Genomic DNA, 24,688 nt, shown 5'->3' on the forward strand with positions numbered 1-24,688 from the left:
CTATACAGAATCTTGAAGTTTAACAAGATGGAAAGTGAATATTTCGACTATTCTTGCAATGTTAACAATGAGAAATTTGAGCATAGACTGAAAATTATAGAAAAATTTGTCGAACATATAGCTATATGTCCAATTTGTGGGGCTGAAAATTGTGGCGGACCTGAAGATAAATTTATTTGGGCTGAATTCGAGGATGAGAAATTAGCCATACATTTTGGAGATGGTAAGTTTGAGGAGTATTTATCATTTTGGCATTACGAAGGTATAACTGAAGATAATTACAAAGCTTTACCCAACTTTATTAATGAATTTAATGAAGGTAGGGGTTGGGATGGTGATGAGCTTAACCCAAATTCAGTAATAGATGCTGTTGATTTTAAAAAATCGATGGACGTAATAAAAAATTCAATGTATGTTAATGAAAATGATGAATTTTCAACTTCATTTTATCCCAAAATAATGGAATTCGTAGAGCGGGTAATTAAGGGAAATAAAGTATTGAATATATTGAAATATTGATAAAACCATGTTCAACTTTTCATTAAAATTTAACAAAAAAGCCTCGAAATTTTTAAATTTCGAGGCTTTTTTGTTTGAAATGATATCTGCAATTTGCTAACTAATAAACAAATGGCAAATGAACCACTGAACTAATAAGTTTCACTATCAGGCGGAATGCCATAATCAATAAACTTCTTGTCCTTTTTTTCTTTCTTTTTGCCAAACCAGCCTTTAACCGAGTTAAAAATGGCCGACAAATGTTCAGCGTCTAGTGATTTGCCTACTTTGCCCGAAATTAAACCAACGGCTGCCTTTGTTAAAAAGCCTGCACCTCTGAATATGGTTTTATTCATTACCATGGGTAAAAGTAACGACATGGCAGTGCCGCTGATGTTTAACTTTTCGTCGGCTTTAAATAGGTTATTCGGCGTGGCGTACCTTTTAATCAGAGCACCTAACGTAAACTGTTTAAGAAACGTTTTGGTATCCGTTTTAAGCATATTCTGCTTAAGTGTGTACTCAACCTTAAGTTCTAATTTTCTAGCCTGCAGGTCGTTCAGGTTGCGGATGTCTTTATAGCTTCTCATCTTCCTCCTTATCTGCAAGTTTATCGAAGTATTTTCTAATGGCTATATTGATAATTGCTTTTTCGATGTATTTATCCTTGGTTAAATAAACAATGATGGCCAATAAAATATAGAACAAGGAAACACAGCCAAAACCACCCGCATAACTGCCCAAAAGATCGGATACGTACAGCGCCAGGGTTACAGAGCCAAATAAAAAGGCTAATATAAAGCAAACAATAACGGCAGTACTGGTTACCAGATCGGCAAAAATTTTCGATGCTTTTTCTACAATATAAAGTCTGGTGTACTCTACCCGGGCTTCTAAAAAGCCTTTAGCATCGTCTAAAAGATCTTCTATACTTTTATCTTTATTCTCCTGCATAATTCAGATGAGATTTAACCGGGCAAAATACCCGGCTATGCAATATTTTATTTATTAAGCGTGCTCTACGTCGTCGCTGTATTCTTCTTCTACACTTCTCAATTTGGTTTTGATAGAGCTCACCACTTTATCTTTCAAGCTCGCCAGGTTGTTAATTTCATCAGCAGCTTTATCTTTGATAGAGTCGCCCAGATCTTTTAACGATTGACTTAATTTATCACGTGTTTCATCACCTTTATCTGGTGCGAACAAAATTCCTAGGGCTGCACCGGCAGCTAATCCAGCTAAAAGCGCAACTACAACTTTTGAGTTATCATTCATAATTAATGTATTTTAAGGGTTTAACAATTATGTACAATATAAAACTACTACATTATTTTATTGTTAAGCTATATTTATAACTCACTATGCTCATTATTTGTTTTAATTCTTTCCAATCTTTCTGATGCAAGCGTACTGGTTTCGTAAATTTTAATAAGCAAAATAAAATAAGACAATAGCAAGGGGCCAAAAACAAGGCCTAATATTCCGAATAAAGGAATACCAATAATTACGCCAATTACTGTAATTATGGGATGAATGTTGCCAACTTTTTTTGCAATGATGAAACGCAGCACGTTATCGATGTTAATAATTACTACAAAACCAAAAATAAGCATGGCCCAGCCGGCAAAATTATTTCCATTGGCAATTTGCAAAATGGCAGCGGGTACAAAAACAACAGGAGGGCCCAAAACCGGGACAAATGAAATAAATGTAGTGATAACGCCCCAGAAAACAGGGTCTTTATACCCCAAAACATAAAATGAAAGGCTTACTAACGATCCTTGTACCAAACAGATTAATCCCTGGCCTAGTACATTAGCATAAGTGGTATTCCGCATTTCATCACCAAACCGGAGCGCATTCTGTTCTCTGAAAGGAGCATATTTTATTAATGAAAATTCGAATTTTTTCCGTTCAATCAGCATAAAATAGAGTAAAAAGTACATCACCAGTAAACTCAGTATAATATTTACTGCACTCGAAATAAGCGAGGGAAAAAGCTGTGTGGCCCAGTTGCCTAAGCGGTTCATGCCGTCCTGAATCAGTTCCTGGTTAATTTTTATTGGGATAAGATGCTGTAATTTAACCAAAAGGTTTTTAAAAAAGATTTCGTTGCTGCGTAGCTCTGAAATTTTGCTGATTACCATGCTGCTTAGCGCATAAAAAGGCAATACAATTAAAATAATGCTGATGGTGATAAGTAAAATAGCCACAAACCTTTTATTCCATCCTTTATTTTCTGCGAGGTGAATGTAAGCGGGCCGCATCATGGTGTACAATACCAGGGTGCTCAGGATGGCGCTAAAAATACTCTGTAAAGAATAAGCAATTAAAATTCCAAGCGCAATAATGATAACAAGGTTAATGTTGTTACGCTGTTTATAAGAAAATACTGACATAATTTAGGACGCTTGGATTATTCTTTAAAATACCAAATGAGCCTGTTTTGTTTTATCGATTTTCAATTTCTTCTTCATTGAGATTATTCACCTTTATTTTATTATACAGTGTCTTTCTGTCGATCTGGAGTATTTTGGCCGCCTTGGTTTTATTAAAGTTAACTTCTTTTAAAACATTTAAAATGGCAGTATATTCTGCTTCTTTAGTTAGTTTCTTCAAATCCTGGGCGGTATTGCCTGATTTTTTTAAGGCGGTAAGTCTTTTTTCGCGCTGCTGACTTTTAGCAGAACTGACCTTTTCGAATTCCAGCGGCAAAGCACTCATTTCAATCTGGTGTCCGTTAGTTAGTAAAGCCACGCGCCTGATTACATTTTTAAGTTCGCGTACATTACCGGGCCAGTTGTAGGTTAAAAAGCAATTTTTAACTTCTTTAGAAAAAGAAACAATGTTTTTATTAAGTTCTTCGTTTGCTTCTGCCAGAAAACAATCTGCAAAAACGAGTATGTCTTCACTTCTGTCTTTTAAAGATGGAACGTTGATGGAAAATTCGTTAAAGCGGTGGTATAAATCCTCTCTGAATGTTCCTTTTTGAATACAGTTTTCGAGATTTTCATTTGTGGCAATAATAATCCTCACATCGAGGTCTATTTCTTTTGTACTGCCTATGCGTTTAATTTTTCGTTCCTGCACGGCCCTTAGTAAGATAGCCTGGGTTTCGTACGATAGGTTGGCTACCTCATCAAGAAACAAGGTGCCGCCGTTGGCCTGTTCAAAATGCCCTACTTTGGTAGATAATGCACCTGTAAACGATCCTTTTTCATGCCCGAAAAACTCACTTGCAGCCAGTTCTTTGCTTAAAGAACCACAGTCCATGGCCACAAAGGGTTCATTTTTGCGTAAACTGTTCAGGTGAATGGTTTTGGCTACACATTCTTTTCCTGTGCCACTTTTTCCGTGCAAAATAATGCTGTAATTGGTTGGTGCAACCAGATTAATCTGCTCTAAAAGCTTTAATGAAGGTTTGCTTTTACCTTCAACATATTTAGGAAAATTAAGTATTTCTGCCTTATTTTCGTTTTTATTGCTGCTGTGTTTTTTTAATGCTTTTTTAGTCTCCAGCGATTTGTTTACGGTATTTAAGATCTCATCGGGGTAGAGCGGCTTAACGATGTAGTCATAAGCGCCCATTTTAATCAGCTCTACAGCAAGCCTGATATCTGAGTAACCTGTAATAATAATAACACCGGTGGCAGGATAATTTTCCTTTACGTGTTTTAAAATTTCTCTGCCATCTGTATCGTCAAGGCGATAGTCGCATAAAATCAGGTCGAACTTTTCATTTTCCAGCATCTCTATTGCTGAAGTACCTGTTGTGGTATTTGAAACCTCAAAGCCGTTTTTAGTTAGATACCTGGATAATAATAGCCCTACATTTATTTCATCGTCGATTATAAGTATTTTATTTTTCATTAATAGGATTTTTTATTGATTAAAGAACCCCAAATAATTAAGTAGGATGAGTCAAAAATATTTAGATTAAATCACACATAATTACTCAAAAATTATGACAGTGGGAAATATTTTCTACACTTTTGATTTTTGCGAATAGATTTAATACTACACGGTTGTTAATGTCCTGTAAAACTGGCTTTTCTTTTTTCTAAAAATGCGGTAACCCCTTCTTTAAAATCAGCAGTTTCAAAGCATTTGCCGAAAGATTCTATTTCTGTTGCATAGCCATTATCATCATTTAAAGAAGCAATTACCGATTTTATGGCAGCAGAAATGGCTAAAGGCGCGCGTTGCTTAACCACATTGAGGATTTCTTCTGCCTTGCCGGTTAAACCCGCTTGCGGAACAACATGGTTTACCAGGCCAATTTTTCCCGCTTCTTCGGCAGTAATCATATTAGCCGTTGCAATAAGTTCAATTGCCTTGCCTTTTCCGACCAGCTGTGTAAGTCGCTGGGTACCACCATAGCCTGGTATCAGACCCAAAGTTACTTCAGGAAGTCCTAATTTGGCGTTTTCGGATGCAATACGGATGTGACAGGCCATCGCAAGTTCCAGTCCGCCGCCTAGTGCAAATCCATTAATTGCAGCAATAAATAATTTTGGCGAATTTTCGATGGCATTAAATACCTCATCTTGTCCGCGTTTGGCCAGTTCTTCTCCCTGTTTGCCGCTGTAATCTGCAAACTCCTTAATATCAGCGCCTGCAACGAAAGCTTTTTCTCCCGCCCCGGTTAAAATAACGCCCCTCACTTCATCGGTTTTGCCTGCATAAGCAATTACGTCGGCGAGTTCGGCTAAAGTATCCTTATTTAACGCGTTAAGTGATTTTTCGCGGTTTATGGTAATGTATAAAATGTTTTCTTTTACTTCTGTAATTAAATTCTGGTATGCCATTGCTTAAAAATTTCTGTTTTCAGTAACCCAATTTTGAATATATTCTACAATACTTGCCATTGTTGTGCCCGGCGGAAATAATTCTCCAACGCCGAGGCTGGCAAGTTTTAACCGGTCGGCCTCCGGAATAATTCCTCCACCGGTTAATAACACATCATCCATCTGTTTTTCTTTCATAAAATGGATAATTTTTGGAAAAACGGTCATATGCGCACCAGAAAGTATCGAAATCCCGATGGCATCAACATCCTCCTGGAGTGCCGTATTTACCACCATTTCTGGTGTTTGGCGGAGGCCCGTATAAATTACTTCCATGCCGGCATCGCGTAAAGAAGTGGCGATTACCTTGGCGCCCCTGTCGTGACCATCCAGGCCAACTTTAGCCACCAGAACGCGTATAGGCCGGTTTAATATTTTGCTCATAAATGAATATTAAGTTGATGTAAATGTATTGATTTTATTAACGAATAGAGAAACAGGCCGTATAGATTATGGCTGATGCTTCATAGCCATTGCCTGTAAGAGCAAACCGGCACATCATTTTACAACTATTAATGAAATTCTATTGCCACTAATGTTAACTGTATGCTAATAAACCGTTAATCATTGCATAAATACGCTCAATCTTTTTACATTTGCATTCCTAATTTACAGGTTTTTATGAGTGAAGAGAAGTCATTGAACTTTATTGAAGAAATTGTTGAGAACGACTTAAATAGTGGTAAGTATGAAACTTTGGTTACGCGTTTCCCTCCGGAGCCTAATGGTTATCTGCACATCGGCCACGCGAAAGCAATATGCTTAAATTTCGGACTAACACAAAAATATGGCGGTTATACCAACCTGCGTTTTGATGATACCAATCCGGTAACGGAGAAAACAGAATACGTTAACAGCCAGCAGGAAGATATCAGGTGGCTGGGTTTTAACTGGAAAAATGAATTGTATGCATCAGATTATTTTGATGAACTTTATGGTTTTGCAGTTAAGCTGATCGAAAAAGGATTGGCTTATGTGGATGAAAGTTCGGCAGATGAAATTGCAGCTTTAAAAGGCACACCAACAGAACCTGGTCAGGACAGTCCACACCGTAACCGTACCATTGAAGAGAACCTCGATATTTTTACCAAAATGAAAAATGGTGAATTTGCCGATGGTGCTTATATTTTGCGGGCTAAAATCGACATGGCAAGTCCGAATATGTTGATGCGCGATCCGATTATTTATCGCATTAAACATGCTGAGCATCACCGTACAGGCAACAAATGGTGCATTTACCCGATGTATGATTTTGCCCACGGACAAAGTGATAGCATTGAAAACATCACACACTCGATTTGTACTTTAGAATATGTTTCGCACCGCGAACTATACGATTGGTTTATCGAAAAATTAGAGATTTTCCCTTCTAAACAATATGAATTTGCCCGTTTAAATCTTACCAGTACGGTAATGAGCAAACGTAAGCTTTTGCAATTGGTTAACGAGAAGCTGGTAAGCGGTTGGGACGACCCACGGATGCCTACAATTTCGGGCCTGCGCAGAAGAGGATTCACACCAAAAAGTATCCGCAAATTTTGTGAGCGTATTGGTATTGCCAAACGCGAGAATTTAATTGAATTAAGTTTGTTGGAGTTCTGCATCCGCGAGGACCTGAACAAAACAGCGAACCGCGTAATGGCAGTTTTAGATCCGATTAAACTGGTAATTACCAATTACGAAAAAGGAACAGAAGATTTAATCGGCGAGAACAATCCGGAAGCTGAAGATGGAGGAGGTACCCGCGTAATTCCTTTTAGCAGCCAGCTTTGGATTGAGCGTGAAGATTTTATGGAAGTACCGGCTAAAAAATGGTTCCGTTTGGCGCCGGGTGCAATGGTTCGTTTAAAATTTGCCTACATTGTGAAGTGCGAAGATTTTGTGAAAGATGAAAACGGAAACGTTACCGAAATCCGTTGTACTTACATTCCTGAATCGAAAAGCGGAAGCGATACCAGCGGTATCAATGTTAAAGGTACTATCCATTGGGTAAGTGCGCCACATGCTAAAACGGCTGAAATCCGCCTATACGACCGTTTATTTACTTCGGAAACACCAGATGCGGAAGAAGGTGATTTTAAAGATTATTTAAATCCTGAAAGTTTAACGGTGTTGCCAAATGCTTACATCGAGCCGGCTTTAGCCGATGCAGATTTAGATGGCCGTTACCAGTTTATCCGTAAAGGTTATTTCTGTTTGGATAAAGATTCTACTGCCGATAAATTGGTTTTCAATAGAACGGTAACACTAAAAGATACATTTAAGAAGCCAAACTAGTTTTTTCTTTTTTGGCTACAGATAGGCACAGATGAACACAGATTAGCGTGATTTATCTGTGCTTTTTTTTAGTTCGTTGGTTTATTCGTCATTGGTCATTGGTGGGTTTTGGCGCCAGATCATTCCATCATCCATTTTACATCTTCCATCATAACCGCAAAAAATGATTAGGTTGATTGGTCATTAGCCATTGGTGGGTTTTGGCGCCAAATCATTCCATCATCCATTTTACATCTTCCATTACTAAAATGTGAAGCTCGCAAAGTAGCGACGCGAAGTACGCTGAGAAGAGTATTTTGCACCAAAACTTCAGACATCGTCCTCCAACTTTTCGGACTCATTTGCGCTAACCGCCGAACGCCACCCGCCTAGTACTTCGCATACACATTATAAAGCACCAAAATATCAACCGGTGTTAAAATCGGTGTAATATCACTCTGTATAAAATGGATTTTAAAAGCTGTAATTGCTGCCGGCAGATTGCTGGTATCGTAACCGATATATTTTAAGGCCATTTCGGTGTTAAAATCAGCAGGTGGGTTTTTTAGTACATCATCATACCAATAACCGAAGCCTTTATCAGCGAGTTTTTTCCAGGGGAAATTTTTCGGGTCGTTTTTACGTTTTGGCGCAATATCGGAATGGCCAATAAAATTTGCAGTTGGAATGTTATAGGTTTTCTTCAATGTAGCCAATAACTTCAGCAAACTATTAATCTGTGCATCCGGCCATGGGTCTGTTAATCCATTATTATCCAATTCTATCCCAATTGATGAAGAATTAAGGTCGGTATCTTTGCCCCATTTGCTTATTCCGGCGTGGTTGGCGCGGAGGTAATCGTTAACCATGTGTACTACCTTACCATCTCTGCTGATTACATAATGTGCACTGGTACCTGCTTTGGTAGAGAAAAATGTTTTAATCGTTTGTGCCAGACTATCTTGCGCCGTATGGTGGATCACCACAAAATTTGGTTTACGTATCCCAAAATTTACAGAACCAACCCACTCCTGATTTGTTGCTTCTAACGAATCATAAAGCTGACCTGTTGGGGGCACGGTACTGATTATTTTCGAAAAATCTTTTGCCTTATCTTTATATATTTTTTCTGTTGCAGCGTATTTATTGGTGCTACAGGCCGATAAAATGAGTACGAGAGAAAAAGATAAAATAGAAGTTGACTTTGATAATCTGGAAAATAACATGGGCATGAATTGTTAATGGGATGAAGTTACAAAGTTATAGGAAACTTAAGTCAATACATCAAACTTTATACAAAGCTTTCAAAATTTACTAATTTAGCAGCGATATACTTTAATATGAAGAATTTATACAAATCAACCCTGATTTTATCTGCAATTGCTATTTCGGCCGGGTCAATAACATCTTGTACAGGCGATAATAAACCTGCAGATGGAAAAGCCACTGTAACAATACAAAAAGATAGCCTGACAAATTATGTTGCTCAGCGTCTGGCCATTTACGAAAAAGTTAAGCTCACTACCAATATCAACCAATTAAGTGTTAACGACCGTAAAATTTTGCCTTTGCTGATCCAGGCGGCAGAAATTATGGACGAGCTGTATTGGAAACAGGCCTATCCGCAAAGGGATAGCTTGCTGGCAACCATTAAAGATGAAAAAACACGTGATTTCTTAAATATCAATTATGGTCCCTGGGATAGGTTAAATAACGACAAACCTTTTGTTGAAGGCGTGGGTGCTAAACCAGAAGGGGCCTCTTTTTATCCTTATGGAATTACAAAGGACGCGATAGAAAAATCTGACCTGGCTGATAAATTTGGTGCATATTCTGTGGTTCAGAAAGATAGTACGGGGAAATTATCTACTGTTCCTTACCACGTTTTATATGCTTCAGAATTGCAACGCGTGAGTTCTCTCCTTAAACAGGCTGCTTTAATTACGGAAGATGCAGGTTTGAAAAAGTATTTAAACTTAAGGGCTGATGCCCTGGTTACAGATAATTTTACGGCGAGTGATTATGCCTGGCTGGATATGAAAACCAATGGGTTGGACATTATTATCGGTCCGATTGAAAACTATGAAGATAAACTCTTTAATGCCCGTACCAGTTACGAAGCTTATGTTTTAATTAAAGATAAAGAGTGGAGCAAACGTTTAGCAAAATATGTTAAAATGTTGCCTGAATTGCAGAAAAACCTGCCTGTTGCAGCTAAATATAAAGCTGAAACCCCGGGTACAGATTCTGAACTCAATGCATACGATGTGGTTTATTATGCCGGTGACTGTAACGCGGGATCGAAAACCATTGCCGTTAACCTTCCGAACGATGAAAAAATACAACAGGAAAAAGGCACCCGTCGTTCGCAGTTAAAAAATGCGATGCAGGCTAAATTTGATAAGATTCTGGTGCCGATTTCTAAAGAACTGATTGATGCCGATCAGCAACAATACATTAAATTCGACGCTTTTTTTGCTAACGTCATGTTTCATGAAGTGGCGCATGGTTTGGGTATTAAAAAAACCATTACCGGAAAAGGATTTGTACGTGCAGCACTAAAAGAACAATATAGCTGGTTAGAAGAAGGTAAGGCCGATATTTTAGGCTTGTACATGGTAACTGGTCTGCTTAAAAAAGGCGAATTAAAAGGAGATATTAAAGATTACTACACCACATTTATGGCTGGTATTTTACGCTCGGTGCGCTTTGGGGTATCAGAAGCGCATGGAAAAGCCAACATGCAGTGTTTTAATTATTTCCAGGAAAAAGGAGCTTTCGAACGTACTGCCAAAGGTACGTACAAGGTTAATTTTGAGAAATTTGCAACTGCCATGAACGATTTAAGTGCATTTATTATCACCCTCCAGGGCAATGGCGATAAAGTTGCGGTAGAAAAAGCGCAAAAAGAAAAAGCAATTATCCACCCGGAACTTCAAACCGATCTTGACCGCTTAACCAAAAAGAATATTCCGGTTGATGTTGTTTTCGAACAAGGAGTTGATGTACTCGGCGTAAAATAATATTTTCTCATTCAGGGGATCTAAAGGCCATAAATCAGCAGGTTTAAACTTGTTGATTTGTGGCTTTTTTATTGGTAATTGCAATTGATTATTGGCCATTTTTTATTTGGGTAATTGTTTCCTTCGGCAACGCTCAGGGGGTTAATTGGTTAATTGGCATGATCTGGATTTGAGTACTGCCAATTGCCAACTGAAACTTCCTGGTGTCTTCGTGCCTTTTTTAAAAAGATTGTTCATTAGTTACTGCGAAGTTATAACGCTAAACTTCCGTTATCGGACGTCCGACTGAGGACTCAGGACTGCGGACTTCAGACTTTTTCAAAATCCTTGTAACCTTTTCAAAAAACGGTCGTCTTATTTATAACTAAACAATGGGGAACCTTTCGTTCCGAGCTAAACTTTAAATAAGCAAGCACAAAGTAAAAAGCGCATGTAAAAGCGTTGTGGAATCTTTTTGCCCATTTTTTTAAGATAATAAAACCTGAAAATGAAAATATTTTACACCATATCGTTAACATTAACGCTGTTTTTAAATGCCACAATGGGTTTTGCACAAACAAATCCCAAAGCCAACATCAGCGGGATAATTTTGGATGAGAATAAAAAACCTGCCGATTATGTTACAGTTGTACTCTTTAAAGCGGCTGATTCGAGCATTGTTAAAACAGCTTTTACTGATCCGAACGGAACCTTTGGCTTTAATGTGGCCTCTAAGGGAAGCTACTTTTATAAAGCCAGCAATATGGGTTATAAAACGCTGAAAAGTAAAATCATTGTTTTAACAGAAGATAACCAGAAAGTGGATTTTGGAACGGCACAGCTTGTTGCAACAGCCCAGAACCTAAAAGAAGTGAGTGTAGCGGTAACCAAACCGTTAATCGAAAGAAAAATGGATAAGATCGTAATGAACGTTTCTAACAGTGCCATCATGACCGGTTCTACTGCGCTGGAAGTTTTACAAAAAGCGCCCGGCGTGACGGTAGATCAGAACGATAAAATTTCGATGATGGGTAAACAGGGTGTACTGATTCAGCTGGATGGAAAACAGACTTACATGAGCAGCGCCGATGTGGCCAATTTACTCCGTAATATGCAAAGTTCAGAAATCGAAAGTATTGAGCTGATCACCAATCCTTCTTCAAAATACGATGCTTCGGGTAATTCGGGAATCATCAACATTAAAACCAAGAAAAATAAAAACGGTGGTACAAATGGCAGTTTAACCGGAACAGCCGGATATGGAAAAAACTTTAGGGGCAATGCGGGTTTAAACCTTAACCATAGAACACAAAAACTGAATCTTTTTGGCAATTATAATTATGGCAGGAACGAGCGCGAAAACCGCATTGACATCGACCGGATTTCAAACGGAACACCGGACACCTATTTTATGCAGGTTGGCAGCAGTTTAAGAAAGCAACAGAACAACAACTTTAAAGCAGGTTTAGATTATTTTATCGATAAGAAAAATACCATTGGTGTATTGGTAAACGGTTACTTTAACCACGGTACAGAGGCCTCGGTAAATAATACGTTAATTGGTCCTTCTTTTCAGAAAACAGATTCCATACTGATTTCGAATACTTTGCAAACCAATAAATACAATAATCTTTCTTACAATTTAAACTATAAGTCGGTTTTAGATACCGCCGGGTCGGAAATTTCTGCTGATGTAGATTATTCAAGGTACAACGGAAATGATGGGTCGAAGTATGATAACGATTACCTGTTTGCTAATGGGGAAAGAATGCGACCTATTATGTACACCAGAAATAACACGCCATCTATTATAGATATTAAAGCATTTAAAGTTGATTATAATGTTTCGTTAACTAAAACCATTAAACTAGAGGCGGGGGTAAAAAGCAGCTGGGTTAAAACCAATAACGACCTTCAGGCTGAAGAATTTGTAAACAATAACTGGCAGAACGATGTACGCCGCAGCAACCAGTTTATTTATGATGAAAACGTAAATGCAGCTTATACCAATTTAAACAAGCAACTTAAAAATACGAGTGTACAGATTGGTTTAAGGATGGAACAGACCAACTCGAAAGGGAATTTGATCACCACTAATACTGTTGTGGAGCGGAGTTACTGGGATTTCTTTCCAACATTGTTTGTTCAGCAAACGCTTTCCAAAAACAATCAATTGGGCTTTTCTTACAGCAGAAGGATCGATCGCCCGAGTTACGATGCCTTAAATCCTTTTGTGTATTATCTGGATCAATACACTTATAATAAAGGGAATCCTTTTCTGAACCCGCAATACACCAATAATTTTGAACTGAGTTATACTTTATTGCAAAAATATATGTTATCAGTTGGATACAGCAGGGTTAACGACGTTATTATGGAAGTGCTTTTGCCAGATACTGCTCAAAAAGCCCTGTACCAAACCAATGCAAACCTTGCCAAAAACATCAGCTACAACGCCAATTTGAATATCCCTGTTCAGGTGACGAAATGGTGGCAGATGAATAATAATTTAAATGTTTTTTACCTGAGTTTCCAGGCGCCGGATTTGTCGGGGAAGGAATTAAAAACAGGAAAAACATCTTTTCAGTTTAAAACGCAGCAAACCTTTACCATTATGAGCGGTTTCACGGCAGAACTGAATGGCAGTTATGAATCGCCGCTTGATTATGGCACTTTCGCGATCAGGCCCCGTTACTCTATCGATGCCGGTTTAAGTAAAACGTTATTTAATAAAAAAGCAAGTTTAAAACTGGCTTTATCGGATGTGTTTAATACCTATAAAACCAATTTATCGAGTATATATTCTGGTTTAACCTACGAAGTGCGTCAGAAAAATGAAAGTCAGGTGGGCCGGATCAGTTTTACTTACCGCTTTGGCAAGAATGAGATTAAACCCGCTCGCCGGAGATCAACTGGAACTGAATCGGAACAGGGAAGGATGAAGAATTAGGAATAAAAAAGCCTCAGAATTGTTAAGATTTTGAGGCTTTTCGTTAAAAAAAAGTCGTTATCCCGACTGAAATGCAGTGTAGCGCCCGCCTGCTACGGGCAGGGAGAGATCTATCCCGAGATAGATTTAGCTTCGCTGAGCACTTACGTGGTTTCCGACTTCGTTGCACTCCGCTCGAAATGACGGGAATTTTAGAGGTGTTAAAACCTGTACTCCATTACATAATCATCCATAAAAAAACCTCCGCCGATATCGATTTTCACCGATTCTTTAACGGTAAAACCTCCTTTTAGGTAGAAATCTTTGGCTTTATTATGTTTGTTTACATTTAATTGTAAAGCACTTCCACCGGCATCTTTTACCTGATTAAATACTTCATTAATCAAAATTTTACCCACGCCTTTACCGTGTGCTGATGGCAATACATAAAGTTTGTGCAGCTTGAAAATCCGCTCTTCATGCCCGGTGATGGAATAACCTGCAAAGCCAAATTGATTTTCGCCTTCTTCGGCAATCAGGAAAATATGCCCCTCCATCAATTGTTTTAATAGTTCGCCTCTGTTGTACATTTTATCCAGCATGTAATCAATCTGCGCCTGTCCGATAATATCCAGGTAAGTTGAAGGCCAGGTAACCGCTGCAATATCCCTGATGATTTCTAAATCTTCTTCTTTTGCTTTTCTAAGGGTAATCATATCGGTTCGCTAATAAAAATAGGTTGTCCGGAAAAGGTGAATTCTACAAAACCATCGTTAACCACTTTAAAAATTTCGTCTTCATCCTGCATCAGGTTGGTTACCTCAAGGTATCGGTTGCCGTGGATCAAAAACTCGCTTCCTGCAGGTTTCCAAACCGAAAATCCCGATTTAATCGGATAATGTTTAGCCCTTTCGGTAAAAACAACCAGGTTGATTTTGTCTTCAAAGCCTGCGTATTTTTCTAAATCGAATTTACGGGTGATCACATTTACTGCAGGATATTTTTCTTCGTACAGGTAATTAATGGCCACCATTAAAGCATCAACAGGCCCCTGAATTATTTTGGTATCTTCCTGTACTTCCTGTCCGTTGCCATTCACTAAAACATCAACCTTTAAACCGAGAGAAAATATTTTATCATAATTTTCGCCATTAACCAATAAGGTTGGGCTCCATTCTAACAGCTGACCTAAAAGTTCTTCGTTAAAATTTCCAAGCTCTTCTATAAATAAAGCCGGCTCCTGTTTTTCTTTTACAATGTGATGTGAAGACATACTGCGAATATAGAAATTTCACATTAAGAAGCATACACGAAGAATCAGCTCCGGGTAAAATGATTAGCGGTTATAAGGATATTCATTTACCCAATGAAAACCCCTGTTAGTTAGCCTGAAATCTTTCAGGTTTTTCTTTTTAAAACTCACCGAAACAGAATCTTTATTTCTCAAGCCCGAAATAACAAGTTGATCTTTCCCGATAAGATTGTAGTTTAGCACATATTTCAGTGAATCTTTAGCGGTGGATTTTAATACCAGTTCTTTCTTTTTCTGGTTAAAAACCGTGGTGAAATTGACGATACTATCATTCATTTTTTTAACCTTCGCATAACCCTCATAGCTAATAATCATCTGTTTCCATCGGGTACTGTCGGTAGTTAATGGCGGTAACACTGCGCCTTTAAGTTTCATGTTTTCTACATTGTAAATACCGTATAAAAATGGTTTCGGAGCGGCGCTGCCATAAGTTTTTCTTTGCTGAAGTAATGAATATAGAAGTAAAATAACCGAAGCCGTAATGTACAGGTATTTTAAGCTATAAGCCGAAATATAAAGCCATCGTTTTTTAAAGGTTGGCCGGTACATTTGATCGAGCTGTTGACTTTCGTATTTAATAAAGAAACGGTATAATTTTAAAAAGTGGGGAGCTAAAATAAAAAGGCTCATTACTACAAGTGCTGTAGAGAGTAGTTTTACAGGAACATCGAAAAAATAATTCATCGACATTACATGAGCGGTTGCTGCGAGTGACAGGAAAGCACCCACAATTACCGTTCTGCGGAATAATAGTAAAACCGCAGAAACTTCTACAATGCCCATAAAAAGATTATATCCTTTCGAAAAACCAAGGAAGGTCCATGCCAGACCCATTGGAGAGGCATCGCCAAATGGCTGAAGCAACCTGTTTAGCGAAGGATCAGGAAACTGGAGCTTAATTACTTTTACCGCTCCATATAGTAATAAAGTTAAAGCCAGGTAAAACCTAACCAGCACCACCAGCCAATAATATGCAGCATTATAACTCTTGCGTTTGCGATCTAAAACCGACCAAATAATACAACCTATAACCGAAACAAGAAACATAACCAGCAATAATACCCAGTCATATGAGGTATCGCCACTTCCGTTGGTTTGGATGCTAAAATCGTAAGTGTAGTGGATGATATGTTTGGAGAACCAGGGAATAAAATCGTGTAGCAGTAAACCAGGCAACTGCAATACACCCGACAGCACCATGAAAGCGCCGTTATTGTTCAGGATAATAAAAAGTGATAACAGCAGAAAAAAGAACCTGAAGGATACTTTTTTATAAATATTCCATGAAGGGCTGGTTTGAAGCGCGTTTTCAGACATATTGGTTTGGGTTTATCCCAAAACTAAAAATTATCCAACGGTCATCAAACTATAAAATGTTAATTAACAGCACTTTCTTTAACTAAGCTGTAAAAATCCTGATAAGCTTCTATAAAATCATCAGCAAAATTAACTGCTCCGGAAACGGCTATTCCGTAAACGCCGGTTTGCATTAGAGCTTCTACATTATAAATTTTAACGCCCCCTACCGCCAATACCGGAAGATCGATTCCTTTTTCCTCTAATTCCCTTATGGCTTGCTGATAACCTTCGAGATCCAAAAGCGGATAATCGTTAGGCTTGGTTTCAGTCACTGCATATGGACCAAACCCTGCATAATCTGCTCCTTCGCTAGCCAGTCTGATTAAATTCTTAAGTGTATTTGCTGAGCCACCTAAAGTAATATCATTACCCACTAATTTGCGCAAGGCAATAAAATCAGCATCCATATCCTCGATGTGGAAACCCTGGATATCGGCTTTTCCGTTTAAATGCACATGATCGGTAACAATCAGTGTGGTACCCCAATCATCACAGATTTCTGCAATGGCATTGATATCCTGCAAAAGTTCTTCATCTGTTTTACTCAGGCAACGGTATTGGATCCATTTTGCTCCTGCCTCGCAGGCTAACTGTACCTGTTCGATGTGGCTTAAGTGTGGAATATCGTGTGTGATATACTGAAATTTTTCGATATACTTCATTGGATCAGGATTTGTAAGATTAAAGGATTTTTAAGATCAGGAGGGCAATATAACTAAAATCGCCATTGAGAGTTGATCTTCAAATGGCGATTTTTAGCTTTAGTTTTTATTTAGGCTTTAGTCTCTCAGCTTTGGCCTTTCTTAAAACTTAACGTTCAAACTCAGTAAAAAGTTAGTTCCGGCTTGCGGGTAGAAAAAGTTTTCGGTTATTCTGCTCCCGCCCGATTGGTAACCATAAGTATAGCCGTTGCTTTCGTATTTTTTATCTAAAAGATTATTCACCAATAAACCAAGGTTAATATTTTTAACGCCGGCAAATTTAAAATCGTAACCTAAACGTGCGTTATTTACCCAGTAACCATTAATGGTTCTGTCGTTGTTTTGCGTATTGTCTAAATATTGTTTGCTAACATATTTGCTCTGTAATGCGATAGCAAAACCACTTACAGGTTTATAAACCAGTTCGCCAAATAGCACCGTGTTTGGAGAAAATGAAATATCGGTAAGGTTGTAGTTGTTTACTACCTGTCCGCCGTTATCGTAATCATCATAATATTCGGTAAAGTTTTTGATTTTGTTGCGGCTAAAAGCGGCGTTGGCGTTTACAATAAACTGTTTGCTAATGATATAAGAACCGTCCAATTCAATACCCATACGATAACTTTTATCTACATTCTGGCGGAAGTTACCACCCACATCATTTATTTTTCCGGTTACCACCAACTGGTTTTTATAGAACATGCCATAAGCATTAGCGCCAATATTAAACTGATCATTTTTAAAACGGTAACCCAATTCCACATCGTTCAGGTGCTCCGGTTTAGGGGTAACGCCTACCGTTGCATCGGTATAATCATCGCGGTTAGGCTCTTTATTGGCTACACTAAAGGAAGCGTAAACATTGCTTTGCTGATTAATAAAATAAGTAGCGCCAAATTTAGGATTAAAGAAATTTAGGGTTTGGTTAATCGCCAGGGTATTCAATTTGTTTTCTGTTCCGGCAATATCATAATAAACACGGCGGTACTGTAAATCGGCAAATAAACTCAAAGCTTCAACCGGACTGTAGTTTACCTTACCATAAACGTTAAAATCGGTCTTGAAACCATCGTTATCATAATAATGCCTGTCTATGTTTCCGTTTGATGCGTATTGCGCCCAGATTACCTGGCCAAAATGTGCTCCCTTATATTCGTTGTAAGCACCACCCAAAGTAAAGTTTAAACTCTTTTCCGGCACATAGTTGAAAGCATAGGTAACCCCATAAAAATCATTATCCAGCCAGCGGCGACGGATTAAATCGGTATTGGTAACCGGAGCTCCGCCAGGAATAACAACAGGGTTTAGACCGTAGTTTTTCAGTTCATCCTGCACCCGGTATTCTTCGTAATACCCTTGTCCCTGAGTATAATGTAATGCCCCGTTAAAAGAAAACTGATCAGAAAACTGTCTGGCATAAATTAACTGATAGTGGTTCTGTGTATAATTATCCGTCTGGTTATTATAAAGGAAACTGTTGTACCTTCTGCCCGAGTTTAAAAGGTTTGCAGCATCTTCGGCACTTAATCCGTTTCTGTCGATATAGGCATTCATTCCGGCTACATCATTTTCTAAACGTGATTGCGGAATGCCGTTCCACGATTGGTAGGTTTTCTCATTGCCCGAAAAAACATTTACACGCAACAAATCTTTATTTCCATGGTAGGCACCAGATAAAAAATACGATTTAAGTAACGACGATCCGCGGTCTACATAACCATCAGAACTGATTCTCGATAAACGTCCGTCGAAACTGAAACGGTTATTAATTAAGCCTGTCCCAACTTTTACCGTGTTTTTCCAGGTGTCGAAACTGCCATAAGTGCTGTTTACCTCTGCGTAAGGTTCCGTTTCGCTGGCGGTGGTTTGGATGTTTAAACTTGCGCCAAAGGCACCTGCGCCATTGGTTGAGGTACCTACCCCGCGCTGGATCTGTACATTATCAACCGAAGAAGCAAAATCGGGCATGTTTACATAAAACGTTCCCTGGCTTTCGCTATCGTTAATCGGAATACCGTTCACCGTTACATTGATCCTGCTGTTATCGCTCCCGCGGATCCGGATCCCCGTATAACCCACACCGGCACCAGCGTCAGAGTTTACCACTACGCCAGGGGTATTCTGCAAAATAAAAGGCAGATCCTGCCCGAAGTTATTCTGCTGGATTTCTTCCTTGCTGATATTCTTATAAGTAGTTGCCGATTTATCTGTAGCACGGGTTGCGCGAACAATTACCTCCTCAGTAAGGAAATTTTGTGGCGCGAGGCTAAAATCCAGGGTAGTGTTTTGCGTAAGTTCTACCGTTTTTTCTGTCGATTTATAGCCCACATAACTTACTATAAGGGTATATTTTCCGTTCGACAGGTTGGTAATGGAATAATTTCCGCCGGCATCGCTCATTACAGCTGTTTTCTGATTCCTCAGTTTTACCGTGGCACCCGGAAGGGCTTGCTGATTCTGATCGGTTATTTTGCCTGTAACCGAAAACTGTGCCGATGCAAAGAACGGTAGCATTGCAACAAGCGCTGCAAAAAGTAAATTTTTCAATGTTTTTGTTTTTAGTTAAACCCATCGGAAAAGGGGCTTCCCCGATTTCAGTTAAACTTCCATAACTCCAATCCCTACGCCGGCATTACCCGGATCAGGTGCATTCGAGGCTGATGGATGGAGGGTTTTTAAGGCTGATGGTTTTACCCTCTACCTTTTTACCTTCTACCTTTTACCTCAAAATGGGTATGATCTCAGCCTGTTTTTGTGTTTATTTAAACAAGGCACCCCTAATGATGAGGCAAATGTAGAAAATATTTGGCAATTCAGATGGTTTTTAATGCGTTATAGGTTAACCGGGCAAAAATTGACAGTATTATTTAAAAAAGAGCGTTTTTTTATGTTTAGAAAATGATCGGTTCTGTGTACATGGCATTTTTAGTCCTGCTTTACGTTTCAAGTCCTCTCCCGATGAAAAATCGGGATCCGGGCTTTCCACTTCAATCAGGTTTAGGTGGCCAGAAATTTAAATTTATCAACGGCTGCCCATCAGGCGTTCTACGGAACGGCAAAGGCATCATATTACAGATCGTCCCATCGGGACGATTTATGGGTAGAAAAAAAAATGTTGTTTTTTTTCCGTTCCGTAGGAACGGTTCGTGTTTCTGCACCATGGTAACAAACCGCTGTTAAATAAACCCGACAGCAGCGAACACGATTCCCAATTCTTTACCGATGAATCGGCACTAACTTAGCATCGGGATGAGTAAAGTGGATGGCGGGACTGCCGGCCGCCAAAAAACTACTGACAATCGTTTCCAAAAAATAAAAAAACCTAATTGATTTATTATCTCCCCAAAAACTCATCAATAGCCTTAATCGCATTTGCAATTCTTTCATCATCCAAACCGCCAATAACTTTATAATTGGCATGAAGCGATTGTAGTTCCTGATGCCAAACCTCCATAAAATATTCTCGTTTATCTGGGAAATCTCGTAGCGGATCATCCTGCCAGGGTAAATCGATGTCCATTAACAGGTATAAATCGTAAGGCCTTTTGGGCAAAGCATCAAGTACTATGTTTGGCGTTTCGCCCAGCACCTCATCACTCCATATTTTTACGGTAACAAAAGTGGTATCGCAGATGATAAAATCGCTTTCGGTAACGGCTAAAATGGCATCTTCGAGGGCTACTTGTCCGTAATACATGTTTTCTTCATCTTGCAGGGTATAATCCGTAACCAGGTTTTCGCAGTAATAACGGGCATATTCCGGCACCCACGAAACTTTGTAGTGTTTTGCCAGCCATTGAGATAGGGTAGATTTTCCCGTACTTTCCGGGCCAACAACAGCGATTTTTTTGATATTTTTATTCACGATAAAATTTTCTGAATACATCCAAATGTAAAGGAAAAAGCCTTAAAAGAAAAAATCCGGTTGAGGAGGGCTCCTCTAACCGGATAATAAACCAAACAAACTATTTATGAAGAAATCCTCATTGCGGGTAACTAATCCGCGGAGGAAGCTTTAGATCATTGTCTAAAGTATATACAAAACGCATATATGTTCTGCTTATTACAACATTATTGCCAATAATGGGATCTTCACAACTTCGTGACTTAATTCTGACGCGTGAGGCTGTTTTTTCTAAATTCTTTTAACACTAATTAACATTTGCGGTAATATTGTACATTTTGATTTTACATTCGTGTATAATTTATAGTACAATATGTATTTGGGGTGTTCATTATTTAAAACTATTTATACAAAATGGTGTTATTTATTTCGGACATCACACTAAAACGATATACCATGAAAAAATTATGTGTTGTATTATCACTGATTATTGTATTTGCCCTGGGTGCAATTGCATTTACCAATATTAAACAGGGCGGAATAATCGGAAAAATTAGCCCGGTTGATGCTGCATCATCTGTTACGCTTGTAGCTGCCACAGACACGCTTAGAGCCGAAGTAAATCAGGGAGTTTTTACTTTCACCAACCTTAAACAAGGTGTTTATAACGTGGTGATAAAAGCCAATGCACCATATAAAGATGCTGTGATAGAAAAGGTTGCCGTAAAAGATAGCGCCACTACAGATTTAGGCGAAATTAAATTGCAACAGTAGCGAATTTTACGAAAGAAAAATCTAAAAAGGGGGTTCGGTAAACCCTCTTTTTTATTTTAAAAAAATCAGCATAAAATCCCTCTAAAGGTGTATCTTTGCATCCCGACAGAACAGTTGGGATTTTTCTTCTTACAAGCACAAAATCTCGTTGCTTCCTGGGTTTAAAACACCCTGATACTTTAGAATTTTAATTATTGTTTAAGCTTTATCATGCCTAAAGACACTTCCATCCGCTCAGTACTGATTATAGGATCTGGACCAATTATCATTGGCCAAGCCTGTGAATTTGATTACTCGGGTTCGCAAGCGGCCCTTTCTTTAAAAGAAGAAGGGATTACCGTTTCCATTATCAACTCCAATCCGGCTACTATTATGACGGATAAGGTTATCGGTGACCATGTTTACCTGCGCCCGTTAACTGTTGATTCAATAGAGGTTATTTTACAAGAGCATATCGACTCTGCAGATTTACCTAGAATTGATGCGGTACTTCCTACAATGGGAGGTCAAACAGCCTTAAATCTTTGTAAAGAAGCTGAAGAACGTGGTGTTTGGGAAAAATACGGTGTTAAAGTAGTTGGTGTAGATGTTGCTGCAATCGAAAAAACAGAAAACCGTGAAGCTTTCCGCCAGTTAATGGTTGATATCGGTGTAGGTGTTGCTGAATCGAAAATTGCCAATTCATTTTTGGAAGGTAAAGAAGCCGCACAGGAAATCGGTTATCCATTGGTAATCCGCCCTTCGTACACTTTAGGTGGCTCTGGTGGTGGTTTCGTACATAAGAAAGAAGAATTTGATGCCGCTTTAAAACGTGGTTTAGAAGCTTCTCCAACACACGAAGTACTGGTAGAGAAAGCGGTTTTAGGCTGGAAAGAATATGAGCTGGAGTTATTAAGGGATAGCAATGATAACGTAATCATTATCTGTTCGATCGAAAACTTCGATCCGATGGGTATCCATACCGGAGATTCGATCACTGTTGCGCCTGCAATGACCTTATCAGATCGTTGTTATCAGGAAATGCGTAACCAGGCCATTAAAATGATGCGTGCAATCGGCAACTTTGCCGGTGGCTGTAACGTTCAGTTCTCGGTTAACCCGGTAAATGACGAAATTATCGCCATCGAAATTAACCCACGTGTATCGCGCTCATCAGCCTTGGCAAGTAAGGCAACCGGTTATCCGATTGCAAAAATCGCTGCAAAACTGGCTATCGGTTATAACCTGGATGAAATTGAAAACCAGATTACGAAAACCACTTCGGCCTATTTTGAGCCTACTTTAGATTATGTAATCGTAAAAGTACCTCGCTGGAACTTCGATAAATTTAAAGGCGCAAACAAAGAGCTTGGCTTGCAGATGAAATCTGTGGGTGAGGTAATGGCTATCGGCCGTACCTTTATCGAAGCGCTGCAAAAAGCTTGTCAGAGTTTGGAAATTAACCGCGCAGGTTTAGGTGCAGATGGCAGACAGGTGCGCAATATCGAAGAAATTATGGACGGTTTGGAACATGCTTCATGGAACCGTTTGTTCTTAATAAAAGATGCCATGGTAATGGGCGTGCCTTTGGAGTCGATCCGTAAGGTAACCAAAATCGATAAATGGTTCTTAAACCAGATTCAGGAGCTTGTATTGCTTGAAACTGAACTAAAAAGATACTCTTTAAATAATATCCCTCAGGATTTCTTTGTAACGCTTAAACAAAAAGGTTTCTCTGATATTCAGATTGCCTGGTTGTTAGGAAACGTTACCGAAGATGAAGTGTACGATCGCCGTAAGGCTTTAGGCATCAACAGGGTATATAAAATGGTTGATACCTGTGCAGCAGAGTTCCCGGCTAAAACACCATACTACTACTCTACTTTTGAGGAGGAGAACGAATCTAAACCGTCCGACAGGAAGAAAGTAATTGTATTGGGTTCTGGTCCTAACCGTATTGGTCAGGGTATTGAGTTCGATTATTCTTGTGTACATGGTTTACTGGCTGCAAAAGAATCAGGTTTCGAAGCAATCATGATCAATTGTAACCCTGAAACGGTTTCTACAGATTTTAACATGGCCGATAAATTATACTTCGAGCCGGTTTTCTGGGAACATGTACGCGAAATTATTGAACTGGAGAAACCAGAAGGTGTAATTGTTCAGTTGGGTGGACAAACAGCCTTAAAAATGGCAGAGAAATTAACCGAAAAAGGAATCAAAATTATCGGTACCTCTTTCGAAAATATGGATATCGCGGAAGACCGTGGCCGTTTCTCTGACCTGTTAAAAGATCTTAATATTCCTTATCCAAAATATGGTGTTGCAGAAAATGCTGAAGAAGCAATTGTTGTAGCAAACGAAGTGGGTTATCCGGTGTTGGTTCGTCCGAGTTACGTATTGGGTGGACAAGGGATGAGTATCGTTATCAACGATGAAGACCTTGAAAAAGCAGTAGTAAAATTATTGGGCGATTTACCGGGCAACCGCGTATTGATTGACCACTTTTTAGATAGAGCAGAAGAAGCAGAGTCGGATTCGATTTCTGATGGTGATGACGTTCACATTGTAGGTATGATGGAGCACATTGAGCCTGCAGGTATCCACTCCGGAGATTCGTTCGCAGTATTACCAACCTTTAGCTTATCAGAAACGGTAACTAAAGCGATGGAAGAATACTCAATTAAAATTGCAAAAGCTTTAAATGTACGTGGATTATTGAACATCCAGTTTGCCATTAAAGATGAAAAGGTATATGTAATTGAAGCCAACCCAAGGGCATCGCGTACGGTTCCGTTCATTGCAAAAGCATACGATGTACCATATATTAATATCGCGGCTAAAATTATGCTGGGCGCAGCAAAACTGAAAGATTTCACAATTGTGCGCAAGCTTAAAGGTTATGCGATTAAAGAACCGGTTTTCTCTTACGAGAAATTCCCTGAAGTAGCGAAAGAATTAGGTCCTGAAATGAAATCAACAGGTGAGGCGATCCGTTTCATCAAAGATTTGGAAGATCCTTACTTCCGCAAGCTTTACAAAGATAAATCGATGTACTTGAGTAAGTAATCTGCTTATTCAGTGTTATAAATAGCAATGGCCAGTGATTTTTCACTGGCCATTTTTGTTTCATCATCTCGACTGAAGCGCAGCGAACCGGAGAGATCTTTTAAACTGGCGGAAAAGA

At 39.0% G+C, this 24,688-nt stretch carries 20 protein-coding genes; 6 read left to right on the forward strand and 14 right to left on the reverse strand.

Features of this window, described 5'->3' with window-relative positions; translation table 11 throughout:
- The first annotated feature begins 27 nt into the window (after window positions 1–27).
- On the forward strand, window positions 28–519 hold the full coding sequence (locus tag ABD769_RS11700; protein WP_344851596.1) for a hypothetical protein: 492 nt from the start codon (window positions 28–30) through the stop codon (window positions 517–519).
- Window positions 520–650: 131 nt separating this feature from the next.
- Here the strand turns inward: ABD769_RS11700 and ABD769_RS11705 are convergent, their stop codons facing one another.
- The 7 genes from ABD769_RS11705 to ABD769_RS11735 all read right to left on the reverse strand — a co-directional run bounded on the left by ABD769_RS11705 (window position 651) and on the right by ABD769_RS11735 (window position 5,729).
- Complete coding sequence (locus ABD769_RS11705; RefSeq protein ID WP_344851597.1) at window positions 651–1,088, reverse strand: hypothetical protein; 438 nt, start codon at window positions 1,086–1,088, stop codon at window positions 651–653.
- Window positions 1,075–1,452: a phage holin family protein gene (locus ABD769_RS11710; RefSeq protein ID WP_344851598.1), complete on the reverse strand. Its 378-nt coding sequence runs from the start codon at window positions 1,450–1,452 to the stop codon at window positions 1,075–1,077. The genes ABD769_RS11705 and ABD769_RS11710 overlap by 14 nt, the downstream gene beginning before the upstream one ends.
- A gap of 54 nt (window positions 1,453–1,506) precedes the next feature.
- Window positions 1,507–1,773: a YtxH domain-containing protein gene (locus ABD769_RS11715; protein WP_025142262.1), complete on the reverse strand. Its 267-nt coding sequence runs from the start codon at window positions 1,771–1,773 to the stop codon at window positions 1,507–1,509.
- 74 nt (window positions 1,774–1,847) lie between these two features.
- Window positions 1,848–2,897: an AI-2E family transporter gene (locus ABD769_RS11720; protein WP_344851599.1), complete on the reverse strand. Its 1,050-nt coding sequence runs from the start codon at window positions 2,895–2,897 to the stop codon at window positions 1,848–1,850.
- A 52-nt stretch (window positions 2,898–2,949) separates the two neighbouring features.
- Window positions 2,950–4,368 carry a sigma-54-dependent transcriptional regulator gene (locus tag ABD769_RS11725; protein ID WP_344851600.1) on the reverse strand — a complete coding sequence of 473 codons (1,419 nt, stop codon included), beginning with the start codon at window positions 4,366–4,368 and terminating at the stop codon, window positions 2,950–2,952.
- A 158-nt stretch (window positions 4,369–4,526) separates the two neighbouring features.
- Window positions 4,527–5,306 carry an enoyl-CoA hydratase/isomerase family protein gene (locus ABD769_RS11730; protein ID WP_344851601.1) on the reverse strand — a complete coding sequence of 260 codons (780 nt, stop codon included), beginning with the start codon at window positions 5,304–5,306 and terminating at the stop codon, window positions 4,527–4,529.
- 3 nt (window positions 5,307–5,309) lie between these two features.
- Entirely contained in the window at window positions 5,310–5,729 is a 420-nt protein-coding gene (locus tag ABD769_RS11735; protein WP_344851602.1) for a cobalamin B12-binding domain-containing protein, read from the reverse strand.
- Between the two features lie 237 nt (window positions 5,730–5,966).
- Here ABD769_RS11735 and ABD769_RS11740 point away from each other — a divergent pair, with 237 nt between their 5' ends.
- Window positions 5,967–7,622, forward strand: a complete 1,656-nt coding sequence (locus ABD769_RS11740) for a glutamine--tRNA ligase/YqeY domain fusion protein (RefSeq protein WP_344851603.1) — start codon at window positions 5,967–5,969, stop codon at window positions 7,620–7,622.
- Window positions 7,623–7,990: 368 nt separating this feature from the next.
- On the opposite strand, the gene ABD769_RS11745 is transcribed toward ABD769_RS11740, so the two are convergent.
- The gene (locus tag ABD769_RS11745) at window positions 7,991–8,827 is read right to left on the reverse strand and encodes an N-acetylmuramoyl-L-alanine amidase (RefSeq protein ID WP_344851604.1); all 837 of its coding nucleotides are present in this window, start codon (window positions 8,825–8,827) and stop codon (window positions 7,991–7,993) included.
- Window positions 8,828–8,941: 114 nt separating this feature from the next.
- On the opposite strand from ABD769_RS11745, the gene ABD769_RS11750 reads away from it, so the two are divergent.
- Entirely contained in the window at window positions 8,942–10,624 is a 1,683-nt protein-coding gene (locus tag ABD769_RS11750) for a dipeptidyl-peptidase 3 family protein (RefSeq protein ID WP_344851605.1), read from the forward strand.
- A gap of 487 nt (window positions 10,625–11,111) precedes the next feature.
- On the forward strand, window positions 11,112–13,553 hold the full coding sequence (locus ABD769_RS11755) for an outer membrane beta-barrel protein (RefSeq protein WP_344851606.1): 2,442 nt from the start codon (window positions 11,112–11,114) through the stop codon (window positions 13,551–13,553).
- Window positions 13,554–13,753: 200 nt separating this feature from the next.
- Here the strand turns inward: ABD769_RS11755 and ABD769_RS11760 are convergent, their stop codons facing one another.
- From ABD769_RS11760 to ABD769_RS11785, 6 genes are all read right to left on the reverse strand, one after another.
- On the reverse strand, window positions 13,754–14,248 hold the full coding sequence (locus tag ABD769_RS11760; RefSeq protein WP_344851607.1) for a GNAT family N-acetyltransferase: 495 nt from the start codon (window positions 14,246–14,248) through the stop codon (window positions 13,754–13,756).
- A complete protein-coding gene (locus ABD769_RS11765) occupies window positions 14,245–14,805 on the reverse strand; it encodes a thiamine pyrophosphokinase (RefSeq protein ID WP_344851608.1) in 561 nt (186 codons plus the stop codon). Before ABD769_RS11765 ends, ABD769_RS11760 begins: the two co-directional genes overlap by 4 nt.
- Window positions 14,806–14,868: 63 nt before the next feature.
- On the reverse strand, window positions 14,869–16,161 hold the full coding sequence (locus ABD769_RS11770; protein ID WP_344851609.1) for a hypothetical protein: 1,293 nt from the start codon (window positions 16,159–16,161) through the stop codon (window positions 14,869–14,871).
- Between the two features lie 59 nt (window positions 16,162–16,220).
- Window positions 16,221–16,865: a thiamine phosphate synthase gene (locus ABD769_RS11775; RefSeq protein ID WP_344851610.1), complete on the reverse strand. Its 645-nt coding sequence runs from the start codon at window positions 16,863–16,865 to the stop codon at window positions 16,221–16,223.
- A gap of 141 nt (window positions 16,866–17,006) precedes the next feature.
- Window positions 17,007–19,451, reverse strand: coding sequence for a TonB-dependent receptor (locus ABD769_RS11780; protein ID WP_344851611.1), 2,445 nt, complete (start codon window positions 19,449–19,451; stop codon window positions 17,007–17,009).
- A gap of 787 nt (window positions 19,452–20,238) precedes the next feature.
- Window positions 20,239–20,769, reverse strand: coding sequence for an AAA family ATPase (locus tag ABD769_RS11785; RefSeq protein WP_344851612.1), 531 nt, complete (start codon window positions 20,767–20,769; stop codon window positions 20,239–20,241).
- A gap of 435 nt (window positions 20,770–21,204) precedes the next feature.
- Here ABD769_RS11785 and ABD769_RS11790 point away from each other — a divergent pair, with 435 nt between their 5' ends.
- Together ABD769_RS11790 and carB are read left to right on the forward strand one after the other, a co-directional pair.
- On the forward strand, window positions 21,205–21,522 hold the full coding sequence (locus ABD769_RS11790) for a carboxypeptidase regulatory-like domain-containing protein (protein ID WP_344851613.1): 318 nt from the start codon (window positions 21,205–21,207) through the stop codon (window positions 21,520–21,522).
- A gap of 210 nt (window positions 21,523–21,732) precedes the next feature.
- Window positions 21,733–24,570 (forward strand): carbamoyl-phosphate synthase large subunit, encoded by a 2,838-nt coding sequence (gene carB / locus ABD769_RS11795; RefSeq protein ID WP_344851614.1) that lies wholly within the window; start codon window positions 21,733–21,735, stop codon window positions 24,568–24,570.
- The last annotated feature ends 118 nt before the right edge of the window (window positions 24,571–24,688 follow it).

Source organism: Pedobacter jeongneungensis, assembly GCF_039538295.1.
Classification (GTDB): Bacteria; Bacteroidota; Bacteroidia; order Sphingobacteriales; family Sphingobacteriaceae; genus Pedobacter; species Pedobacter jeongneungensis.